Raw genomic sequence first — 10,190 nt, 5'->3', positions numbered from 1 at the left:
CGAGTAGGGTGGGTTAGGCCGTAGATAACTGTGAGGGAGGCGATCGCTTAGGCAATGGCCGTAACCCACCACCGGGGCATTTCGCCAACAATCCACGCTTCGACAAGCTCAGCGACCGACATTCAAGATCGTTAGGCGATCGCCATAGTCGCCCCCAGCGGATCTTCGCAATACTCCGCCAGGTGCGGGCTGCGGTAACCGTCGTTGCGCCAGAGAATTGGGAAAAAGCTCTCGTCCATTTCGGTATGTCCGACCCGCTTGTAGCGCCCGTAGATGTAGCCCTGGGGGTTGGTGGGGTGAAACTGAGCGGCAGCGGGGAGCGTGTGCAGGCCAATGCTATTAAACATGCCTTCGGTGCGGGTGGTGAGGCCAAGGCCGTGCCAGGTGCGCCCGTGGTGAAAGGCGCAGCCCCCGGCGGGGACATCCACCACAACCAGCTCCGGCTCGGGCACTCCAGCATTTTCTGCCGCTTGCAGCATGGCCCAGCGATAGTCTTTGGTGGGGGCGTGGAACTCGCCCGCTACGCTCGAAATCGGCCACTTGTGGGAGCCTTTGGCGTAGACCAGGGTGCCATCGGCGGCGGTGGCGCGATCGAGGGCAACCCAGCAGGTCATCATTTCAGCGGGCATCAGGTAGTCAATGTAAACGCCGTCCTGGTGCATGGCGATCGCTTTGGCACCGGGCGGTTTCATCCACAGGCTGTCTTGGCCAATGCGAGCGCCATCCCACCCCGCTAGCGTGGCGCTGAGGCGGCCAATTTCAGACGAGAGCACCAGGCTGGCGATGGTGCGATCGCTCTTCCAGCCGTTGCAGATTTCGCGGGTAATGTCGGGCAGGCTCATGCGCGGTCGCCAGTGCCATTCGTCTGGAAAAATGCCGGTTTCAAACTCGCCGTGGAACATGGGTTCTAAGCGACTGGCCAGTCGTTCGGCAAAGTCGGGCGGCAGAAAATTTTCCAGAATCAAAAAGCCATCGTTTTGAAACTGTTGAATCTGCGTTGGGGAGAGCTGAATGGGTTGATAGTCCATTGCAAACAGAGGCTTTTGGGGGTTAGGAACACAGTGAGCGGGGCAAGCTTTGCCTGAAAGAATTTGGTGGTGGTGGGCAGTGCCCACCCTACAAGGGGGCGATCGCTATGGGGTCTAGAATCTAGGAAAATTAGCCCTGATAGAAGGTTTTAGCCAACTGACCGGCCCAATTCAAGCTCAATGAGTTGACAAAATTGGGGGTGCCCTATCTACTTGTCATAATAAGTTCTCCCCCCAAAGATTATGTGTCCCCCGTTACCCACCGCCGATTCTCTAACCAGCCTCACCGTTGAACCAGGCGTTTTGCACATTGCCGCCAGCGATTTCGATGCCCGCCCCATGAGCTTTCTCACCGCCGAAGGCCAGCGCACCGGCTACGAACCCGAGCTGGCCCGAGCCATTTGTAAGCAGTTGGGCTTGACCCCCGTATGGCACAACCTGCCCATGGCCGAGTTTTACACCTGTCTGGCTACCGGAAAGTATGATGCGGTGTGGTTTAACCAGGCCATTACCCCCGATCGCCAGCAGGTGGTCGATTTCACCCAGCCCTATGGCCTATTTGATGAGGCAGTCCTGGTGAAAAAAGGCAGCGGCATTACTTCGGTGAATGACCTGGCCGGTAAGCGGGTCGGTGGTTTAGCCGACAGCACCAATATTGCTTTGGTCGAAGGGTTTCCGGGGGCAACAGCTGTGCCCTACCCCGGCAGCGATATGGTTTTACCCGAAATGCTGGCGGCCCTGCGGGCCGGAGACATCGATGCGCTGATTGACGACGAGCTGGTGCTGGTGGTCGCCGCTGAGGAAGATGATTCGCTGGAGATTGGGCTGAGTCTGCCGACGCGGGTGCCCTTTGCGATCGCCACCCCCAAGGCCAACCCAACCCTGAATGCCACGCTGAATGCTGCGATCGCCGCCGCCCTAGCCGATGGCACTATGGCCAAACTCTGGGCCGAATGGATTCCCTGGAAACCGTTTCCGCTGGCTTGATGTTTTGGGGAGATCGTAAGACCTGCTTAACCTGTATGGTGATCAGTTAATCGTGTTGCCATTGGCTAGAGGGTGAACATGGCTGTGTTCACCCAGAGTTTCTAGGGCTGAAACTTATCGCGAATGCGCTGAGCTACCGCAGTGGCCTCTTCTGGAATCTCTTCGTTATTACGCACCGACAGCACCGACAAAATTGTCTCCAGCACCTGCTGCTCCTCCGCCGTAACAATGCCGTCGAAATCGACTAGACGCTCGCACTGGGCCAGCAAAAATAGGGCAAACTCATCGTCTAGTTGGTTCAGCAGCTGTTCAAGGTCGGTGGGCTGGTCAATCTCGCGCCGGATCACATTCATAGACGCGGGGCTTAGGTTTAGAGCTTCTAGCTGAGGCAACAGCGCCTCCCAGTCGGTATCCGGATATCCGGCGACTACCACGTGGGTCAAGATTTGATCGATCACCACCTGCTGCGCGGTCCAGCCTTCGACCTGGTCGTCTTGGGATAAGTCGGCGATCGCTACAGTGTCATCGGGCGACTGTCGTTTGGCCTCATAATACTTAGCGGCCGCGTGGCCAACGGCGTAAAGCGCAACGGCGTTAGTGCTGGCTCCTATGGCGGCCCCTGCCAGCGGAATACCTCGCGCCAGGTAGGTCAAGCCGGTTTTGAGGGCTTTGTTGCTGCCGAGAGCAAGCGCAAAAATCGACAGAATTTCTCCTTTACGCTCCTCATCGTGCACATCGAAGCCGTAGGCGCAGGCAATTTGATAGCCCATCTCAGCTTGAATAGCCGTCGTTGCGGCCAGGTCTACGGCTACCATCGCTGCTGCAAACCCGGGCAGCAGGCTGCTAGCCAGTCCGGTTCCGCCAACATAGAGCGCCTTGCGCGTCATGATGCGACGAGCGATCTGCTCGGGCGTGTCGTCAGGGTACTGGGTCTGAAGCTGCTGTACCTGTTCTTTAGCCTTAGTAACATCGACGCGATCCAAAATCTGGAGCAGCCAGTCTACCCTGAGCACCTTGGTCAAGCTTCGCAGCTCCGAGTTTTGGTTAACCGCCTGCATCAGGTCCCCTAACCCCTCGGGTACCTGGGCAATCGTTTTGCCCAGAGCACCTAAGGCATCTACCGATGTGCGCGCCACGGCACCGCTGGTACGGGCAGCGGTACTGCCCACATTTTTGACAGTTTCTGTAACGGCATCTCCGACAGCTCCTCCCCCCTGACTCGCCACTTGCCCCACGGTTTTAGCGGTACCCGTAACGGCATCAGTGACAATCTCTCCTCCTTGGCTAGCCGCCTGGCCAACTGCGCTGGCAGCTGTACCGACGGCTCCAAGTACTGACTTGAGTCGAGATTGACTGGGCTTGGCTAGGGCATCAGTACCGGTTTCAGAGCCCGTATCATCGAGGCTAGGCTCCACGGCATCAGCCTCTACCGGCTCAGCATCTTCACTGGCGGGAATCTCAATCGCGGTGTGCCAGGTGGGAAAGTCGTCTGCGTGGAGCCAGCCGAAGAGGTCGACGTGGGTAGCTTTGGGCAGCTTTAGGTCAGCAAACAGGTTCTCCACGAAAGCCGTCGATCGCGCTTTGTCAGGCACTAAAACACTTTCCAGCCGTGTCTTATACCCTGCCTTCGCCCTGCTTACTTTGACCGTCAACGCCGGCACGTTGATTTTGGCCTTAATCAAGTCAGCAATGGCATCGGTCTTTCCCTGACGGGCGGCTTTTAGCAGATTGGCAAGGTCGTCTGACATGCTAGGTTTCGGTTCAGGTCGATAACTGAGGCCATAGACAGGAGCACCAGGCACAGGTAAACACAATCGTACCGATCGAGCGGGACTTACTTCAGCCAGTGTTTTATCTGCATCTCAATGGAACCCATCTCGACTGTACCTTGAGCCTTCTCTCTCGTCATACACCTCTGGGAAGACCGCAATCTGTTTCCCTATAGACGTATCAATGGCTACAAACTTGTTATAACAAGTTGGCTTTACTGAGACCATTCTGCTATGCAAACTAGGAGGTCTCACGGTGACTGGAGTGCTAACACGGGTCGATACCTCGACCGATCTAGAGCGCTACGTTGTCGCCGAGGGGCGCGACGAACTTGTGAAGCAGGTGCGGGCCAAAATCGACGAGCTGGGTATTCAGTACATCTATTACCAGTTTGTCTCTGTTACGGGGCGCATCGTCGGCAAGGGCATTCCCTCCGACTATTGGGAGACCACGGCTGCCAACGGCTTTCAGCTGGTCTATGGGGCCACCGTCAACCTGGCGATGGATCGCAACAGCCAGTACCTGGGCTACGGGCCAGAGGCGGCTGAACTGGTTGCCATTCCCGACCCTGAGACCTTTTGCCAGCTGCCGTGGGATAAGCGGGTCGCCCGCGTCTACTGCGTCTGCTTTCGCAACCGGGAAGAAGAGGTCGATGCGGCAGCCTTTCTGACGGGCGACTGTCGCGGCAACCTCAAGCGCATCCACGCTGAATTTCAGGCCAAGCACGGCTTGCAGCTGCGCCACGGCTGCGAACCCGAGATGATGTGGCTGAAAAAAGGCCCCGACGGCAAGCCCAACGGCGGTGTGACCAAGCCTAACTGCTACCACATCGACCAGTTTGAAGAGCTTCGCCCAGTATTCTTGCGGGTAATCGAGTACGGACGGGCCATGGGCCTAGACATGATCCAGGGCGACCACGAAGATGCGCCGGGGCAGCTAGAGCTGAACTTCATGTTTGACGATGCGGTGCGCACCGCCGATCGCCTCACCACTTACCGCCAAATCTGCGCTCAGGTGGCCCGCGAGTTTAACCTAATCGCCTGCTTTATGTCGAAGCCGTTTATGGGCGTTTCAGCCTCGGGTTGCCACCACAACCTGTCGCTCTGGCGAGGGGGCGACACGGCGATTAAGATGTTCGGCTTCGACAGCTTGCCTGGTCTGGAGGGCAACTACACCTACCATCAGGGCGGCGAGAACACCTTCATGCCGGTAGAGGGTGCCTCCAAACGCATTCCTGGTCCTGTAGGGCTGCACTGCATTGGCGGCGTGATTGAGCACCTGCCTGCGCTGACGGCGATCGGCTGCTCGACGGTCAACTCCTACCGCCGCCTGTGGGATGCGGGCTTTTGGGCTCCGGTTTACTCTGACTGGGGCTACCAAAACCGTACCTGCGGTCTGCGGGTGTCGGCCCCCGGTCGCTTTGAGTACCGCGCGGTTGACTCGATGGTAAACCCCTATCTGATGGCTGCTGCCATTCTCAAAGCCTTTGACGATGGCCTCAGTCGCCAGCTCGACCCCGGACAACCGGAGCAGCGCAACATCTATGAGGCGATGGAAGACGGCAAGCAGGTGAAGAAGCTGCCCATGTCCCTAGGCGAAGCGCTGGACGCTCTGGCTACCGATGAGGTGATTCAGTCGGCGCTGACCGGGGAAATGTATCGCCTTTACGACCAGTACAAGCGGGATGAGTGGATTCGCTTTTTGGCTACCACCACCAACTGGGACGTGGAGAACTACATGGACTGCTTGCCCTAGTACTCAACGGCTGAAATATGCCCACCATTCCGAATTGCCTGGCTCCCTAGCCCCCCTGCTCCCTAGCCCCCGGAGAATGGTAATAGTATCTAAACTTGCGCCGCAGAGTACTAGGGACTTGTAAATACCGGGTTTCTTTTGCAAAACATAGGGTGACTATGGGTTGTCTTAGAAACCCGATTCTCACTGTCTATTGATTGCTGAGTCATCTTGAGGTGCATTGCTTCGCGTAGGCAGCGCCGCGCCCCGCGCTATGCACCCGACTGGGCTGCTGATCGGGCTATTGTATCGGGGCATCTGTTGTGCTGAAGATTTGTCCAGCTTGATGACTGGCTGGGCGATCGCGCCCTTGCCCCTCTCCCCCTGCTACACTCACCCGCATAAACGGCTTGATTGATGTATGGGTGACGGGGATGGTTAAGCGGACTCTTGGGTTGATTATTCTGGGCATTTGGGGCATCAGCGCCTGTACCCTGCCGGTAGAGGAATCGCCTATTCCCAATATCCCCGATGCGCCTGCGGCTGAGGTTGACCCCGCGACCCTGCTGCCACCGCTGTCGCCCGCCGCTTTGCAACAGCGCAACGCCGAACTGGGCCAGCTGATCGACTCGGAGCTGGCGCTGGCGGGGTTGGGCAAAATTAGCAACCTGGGCAAGCCTGTTTCGCTAGAGCTGGAGCAGTACCGACAGGAGTGGGCGGTGGTCAATCCTGCGATCGCGCCCTTTCTGGGTACCTGGGTGCGCGACTGGAACCTGATGCCCCACGACTTCACAACCGTGTTGCCTTCGACGGTGCCGGGGCAGGTGTGCCTGGTGCGCTACCGGCAAATGGAAACCGAAACCGTGCCCTTTGAAACCTTCACCACCCCACCCGAATTTTCGGTAGGACGGGTAGTCGACGGTCAACTGGTGAGCCGGGATGTGCAGACAGCAGAATCGCTCATTCGCCTGAGCCCAGCCTCTGCCTATGTGCCCTACGATGTGGAGTTTTTAGGCACCGTAGAAGCCGATGGCGAACTGCGCCTGCTGGCGGCGGAGCAGCCCCCGGTACTCAACCCAGAGTGGGATACAGCCTTGATTGAGCAAATTGAAGCCTACGGATGTTTGGCCGCGACGCTTTCTGCTCCAGAACAGCCTGAGTAAATTTTACTCGGGTGAAGTACATCATGAAGATCCCCTTGTCCCCTTACTCAGGCCCCTTATTCAGGGAGGGTAGAGTGGAACTTGGATAGTCAGAAACTGGGGGAATCTAGAACTCAGCCAGCATTTATAGCCATGGTCACGTTGGTTAGGACATCCAGAAACCCTATGAACGTTCAAACGTTTGAACGTTCATAGGAGACCTGTCTTAACCAGACTGGCCACAGCTATACCTCACCCAATCAGGAACCGCAGTAAGCTGTTTTTCCCCTCTCCAATCAGAGGTGCCAACGTTATGCAAATACGTGCCTCAGCAACTTTAACTTCTCGCTGGATAATTCTTGCTGGGTAAGTAGAACGATTGGTAGAGATGTTCGCAGGCTGCATTAAGGCTTTAGCCGCATATTCAAAATATTCTGATCAGCGCTGATGATCCCCAGAACACTTTGTCAACAACTTATAGGGCGTATCTGCTCTGCGCCCTGGCTGCTTAAGCTGCTTGTGAAGACGTTACCCTCAGTTAGAGCAGACCATCATTTCATAAAACCAGGGCTTCTCTGTATTATTGGCAATCTCAACAATTGCGTTGGCAGCACTACTCCCTCGGCATATTGTATCGCCAAGCGAGACTCTGCCTGGTCAACAACGACTTATTGAGGCAACAGATTTGTAGACTTGATAGCGAAGATTTGGTCAATATTATTAGTCATGCATCTATAGCCTCATTCACCGATCCATTTCCGCTAACAAGAACTATAATCGACAAGGGTTGGTTAAGCTTGGTCAAAATGTCTTCCAGTTAGCCCTGATTCCAGTCATACAAACAGAACAGAGGCGATTTGGGAGTTTATTCAAAGCGGCGAACTAAGCACTAGGTTTTTATCTATTTAGGACGGTTCAAACTATGGCAGTAAAAAGCAGTGAAGCCTTGGCTGGTAAAGCACTTCTGGCTAAGGTCAAAGAAAATGATGGCCTCACAAAGCGCGAACTTGCGAAAGAATGTGGTTACTACACCGTTAGTAAAGAAGGTCAAACTCGCGTTAACCTAGCTGAGTTTTACGATGCTCTGTTAGCAGCTAAGGGAATTCAGCTTGAGCCGCAGAAGAGTTCAGATGGTAGAGGCCGAGAAGCGTCTTATACCCTAACCGTCCACAAGAACGGCCAGATTGTAATCGGTGCAGCCTATACCGAGGAAATGGGCCTCAAGACGGGTGATGAGTTCAAAATTAAGCTGGGCTACAAGCACATTCACCTGGTCAAGCTCGATGAAGAGGGCGATGAGGAGGGCGAGGAATAGGGGATCAACCCGAGGCGATCGCCTTGAAGACAAAACCGCTGCTCGCCGAACTGGGCTAACGTTTGAACGGTCAATAGATTAGCTCAATTGGGCTGGCTCGATCAGAAATGAGTAGAAGCCCGCGGCAAAGTGTTTTAGCTGAATGGGTGCTGAGCCATTTTTCTTTTGCCCAAAAACAGCAATAGTGCTCAATCACCTCCGCCAGGCTTTACTGGGTGGTGGTGATCTGGCTAATCGCGATCGCCATCGTGGCCCCCCTCGGTGAGTTTTTTGACTGCCATACCGGTTGCGATCGCGGCCCCGCCCACCGCAGCCCCCGTCACCAGGGTTTTGGTTAGGCTGTGAGACTTGAGAATTTCTTGGGCGCACAGATAACCCGACGTGGCGTTGGTGCCGGGTCCAGGCCAAGTGCCTGCCCCCACCATATAGAGTTGTTCCAGCGGCATTCGATAGTTTGAGTAGTTGGGGAAAGGCCGGAACAAGAAGTTTTGCCGCAGGTGAAAACTGCCGCCAATGCTGTCGCCGCCCACCAGGTTGGGGTTATGGCGCTCCAGGTCTTTGGGCGAATAGACGGTCATATCGAGAATTTGATCCCGAATCCCTGGCGCATAATGATCTAGCTTGTGCAGCACTCGCTGGGCAAAGGGTTCCTTCACCTCATCCCAATCGCGGCCCCGAATTTCGCCGCGAGCATCGCCCTGAATCTGCGATGGCAGGGTGCGCACCTGAATCCAGAGAATGTGATCATCGGGGCCGGGGGTGCGAGTAGGGTCAACCGCCGAAGTCTGCCCCACAATTAGCAGCGGGTCGGCGGGCAAAATGCCGTTGATCGAGTCGTTGTAGGTCTGGGCCAAATTTTCCACGTAGGGCGCGATGTGGACATAGGCAAAGTCTTTCATGTCAGGATGGCCCTGCCAGTTGGGCTGGCCCTTCAGCGCCAGATGCACCATCATCGTGCCTGGCCCGTAGACATAGCTTTTGACGTAGCGCTGCACCTGTTTGGAAATGGGCACATCCCCCAACAGCCGCTTGAACAGCACATCCGGCGTCAGGTTGCCGATGATGGCGCGAGTTGCCCCGATGCGCTCCCCACTGGTGAGTTCGACCGCAATGGCGCGTCCGTTTTCTTCGATAATGCGGGCCACCTCAGCTTCGGTGCGAATTTCGGCCTGGTGCTCTTTAGCCAGCGAAGCCAGGGCCTGGGGCATCTTCGCCGCTCCCCCTTGGGCCACGTTCATGCCCTCTTCCATGTCGCTAAAGGTTTCTAAAAAGGGGAACATCGCTCCACCCGGCACATCGGGGCCAAAGTCCATGTGCATGCCCCATGTGGCAACCAGGGTGCGCACCTCGCGGCTGTCAAAAAATTCCAACCCCAGCTGCCGGGTAGAACTGGCTAGAATCCGTGCCAGCCGCACCAGTTCAGCAAAGCCCACCGAGGTCAGCGCCTGACCTAACTTGATACCCGCCTGCCCCGATGGTAGCGGAGTGGCGTAGAGCGGCAGCAGCGCCTTCTGAAACTGGTGAAAGTGATCGTACAGCGCCGTCCAACCCTCAGCGTCGGCAGGGTTGTGCTGACGTAACTGGTTGAGGGTTTTGTCGGTATCTGAGTACACCTGTAGGCTGGTGCCATTTGGGAAGGCGCAGCAATAGGGGTTCGGGGAGTTGGCGTACTTCAGGCCGTGGCGGGCTAGATCATCCTTAAGTTCTTTGTAAACTGGAGATGCCAGAAACAAGTTCTGGTTGGTAGACCAGAGGTCGTGGATGAAGCCGGGCCGGGTAATCTCGCCACTTTGCACGGCCCCTCCAATTTGCCTGTTGCGCTCTAGCACCAGCACGTTGTAGCCAGCTCGGGCCAGGTATAGTGCCGCCACCAGACCGTTGTGGCCAGCCCCTACAACGATGACATCATAACTACTCATAGCAACAGCTCCACAGGTGCAGTCAGGCCCCACTCGCTAGTCCGTGGTCTTCTGTCTTAAAAAGACTGTTCGGCTAGGGGAGAGTGGCGCGGGCTAAAGTTGTTTTCGGCAGGCCCAGACGCTTGCGCCCAAAAATTACTTGACAAAGCGTGATTCTTCTCGGTCTTGTAAGTAGCTAGGCGCATTTAAACATAAAACGTTCTAGCTGATAATTTCCAGCTTTACTACGCGCTTCCATGCCGTCAATGACGGTCATGGCCAAGTCATATTCGTTATCAAACATCTGACCGGCAAT

The 10,190-nt window shown here is 56.1% G+C and carries 7 protein-coding genes; 4 read left to right on the top strand and 3 right to left on the bottom strand.

What is annotated here, in order from left to right; genetic code table 11:
• Positions 1-131: 131 nt before the first annotated feature.
• On the bottom strand, positions 132-1,028 hold the full coding sequence (locus IQ273_RS24865; RefSeq protein ID WP_194025834.1) for a phytanoyl-CoA dioxygenase family protein: 897 nt from the start codon (positions 1,026-1,028) through the stop codon (positions 132-134).
• A gap of 243 nt (positions 1,029-1,271) precedes the next feature.
• On the opposite strand from IQ273_RS24865, the gene IQ273_RS24860 reads away from it, so the two are divergent.
• Positions 1,272-2,015 (top strand): ABC transporter substrate-binding protein, encoded by a 744-nt coding sequence (locus tag IQ273_RS24860; RefSeq protein ID WP_194025833.1) that lies wholly within the window; start codon positions 1,272-1,274, stop codon positions 2,013-2,015.
• A 101-nt stretch (positions 2,016-2,116) separates the two neighbouring features.
• Here IQ273_RS24860 and IQ273_RS24855 read toward each other — a convergent pair whose 3' ends face one another.
• Positions 2,117-3,763 carry an EcsC family protein gene (locus IQ273_RS24855; protein ID WP_194025832.1) on the bottom strand — a complete coding sequence of 549 codons (1,647 nt, stop codon included), beginning with the start codon at positions 3,761-3,763 and terminating at the stop codon, positions 2,117-2,119.
• A gap of 277 nt (positions 3,764-4,040) precedes the next feature.
• Here IQ273_RS24855 and IQ273_RS24850 point away from each other — a divergent pair, with 277 nt between their 5' ends.
• The 3 genes from IQ273_RS24850 to IQ273_RS24840 all read left to right on the top strand — a co-directional run bounded on the left by IQ273_RS24850 (position 4,041) and on the right by IQ273_RS24840 (position 7,976).
• Positions 4,041-5,540 carry a glutamine synthetase family protein gene (locus tag IQ273_RS24850; RefSeq protein WP_194025831.1) on the top strand — a complete coding sequence of 500 codons (1,500 nt, stop codon included), beginning with the start codon at positions 4,041-4,043 and terminating at the stop codon, positions 5,538-5,540.
• Between the two features lie 413 nt (positions 5,541-5,953).
• Positions 5,954-6,682 (top strand): hypothetical protein, encoded by a 729-nt coding sequence (locus IQ273_RS24845; protein ID WP_194025830.1) that lies wholly within the window; start codon positions 5,954-5,956, stop codon positions 6,680-6,682.
• Between the two features lie 901 nt (positions 6,683-7,583).
• Positions 7,584-7,976, top strand: a complete 393-nt coding sequence (locus tag IQ273_RS24840; protein ID WP_194025829.1) for an AbrB family transcriptional regulator — start codon at positions 7,584-7,586, stop codon at positions 7,974-7,976.
• A 230-nt stretch (positions 7,977-8,206) separates the two neighbouring features.
• Here the strand turns inward: IQ273_RS24840 and IQ273_RS24835 are convergent, their stop codons facing one another.
• A complete protein-coding gene (locus tag IQ273_RS24835) occupies positions 8,207-9,895 on the bottom strand; it encodes an NAD(P)/FAD-dependent oxidoreductase (RefSeq protein WP_194025828.1) in 1,689 nt (562 codons plus the stop codon).
• Between the last annotated feature and the right edge of the window lie 295 nt (positions 9,896-10,190).

The organism is Nodosilinea sp. LEGE 07298 (genome assembly GCF_015207265.1).
GTDB lineage: Bacteria > Cyanobacteriota > Cyanobacteriia > Phormidesmidales > Phormidesmidaceae > Nodosilinea.
This window is presented reverse-complemented; position numbering and strand designations above follow the sequence as displayed.